The 920-nt window shown below is 69.7% G+C and carries 1 protein-coding gene; it reads right to left on the reverse strand.

Translation table 11 applies throughout. The features are described 5' to 3' along the window. Window positions 1-182: 182 nt before the first annotated feature. Window positions 183-920 (reverse strand): FecR family protein (locus tag L995_RS26680; protein WP_047474351.1); only part of this gene is annotated, 738 nt, incomplete at its 5' end.

Here is a 920-nt window from a genome sequence, read left to right on the forward strand (position 1 = left end):
AGGCCTGTGCAGCCAGCGCCGTGGGGCGTGTGCACGAGGGTGGATGGGCGGCGCGGCGGGTGCTGGGCAGGCTGGGCATGGAGGCAGTCCTTGAGAAGCGGCAAAGGAAAAAGCGATGTCTTTGCTCCTATGCCGAACGGGCGGTGTGAAACCCGTAATGGCTGCCTGAAAAAAATTCCGGATCAGGCTTTGACCAGGCGCCTGGCGCTGCGGGCACCGCTGGCTGCACCTTGTCCGCGCTCCACACGCACAGGCAGCGTGCGGGCAATGGCGGCCAGCGCACGACCCGCCGGATCCGGGCCGTCCAGCTGGAATACGCCTGAAACACGCAGGGCAGCCACGTCGTCGGCACATTCCATGGGCATGCCGGTCTGGCGTGACAGCTCGGTCACGAAGGCGTCCAGGCGCATGCGGCGGGCGACCAGTACGCCGTCGGTCCATGCGTCGGGCACCAGGCCTTCGTCGGGCAGGCGCACAGGGCGGTGCTGGCCGGCGTGCAGCACATGGGTTTCGCCGGAGGTGGCGACGATGGCGTCCAGGGTGCCTGGCGCAGTGCCGTCCAGTGCCCTGACATGGATGGCCACGCGGCCCTCGGTGACGTACAGGCGCGTGGCCGTGTCCGGGTGTTTTTCGTGGCGCACGCCGAAGCTGGTGCCCAGGGCCTCGAAGCGGGCCAGCGGCGTTTCCACCCAGAAGGAGCGTCGGCCCGCGAGGGAGCGCGGGTCGCTGCCGGTGTCGATGAAGATCTCGCCGCGTGCCAGGCGGACCACGCGGCGCAGCAAGGTGAAATCCACCTGCACCAGCGTGTCCGGTGCCAGGTGCAGGCGGCTGCCGTCGGCCAGCAGCGTGCTGCGGCGCTCACCGATGGCCGTGTCCAGCGCGATCTGCTCGCGCGGTGCAGCCCAGCGCCATGCACGCGG

The sequence above is a fragment of the Delftia sp. ZNC0008 genome (genome assembly GCF_000799035.1).
Taxonomy (GTDB): domain Bacteria; phylum Pseudomonadota; class Gammaproteobacteria; order Burkholderiales; family Burkholderiaceae_C; genus Comamonas; species Comamonas tsuruhatensis.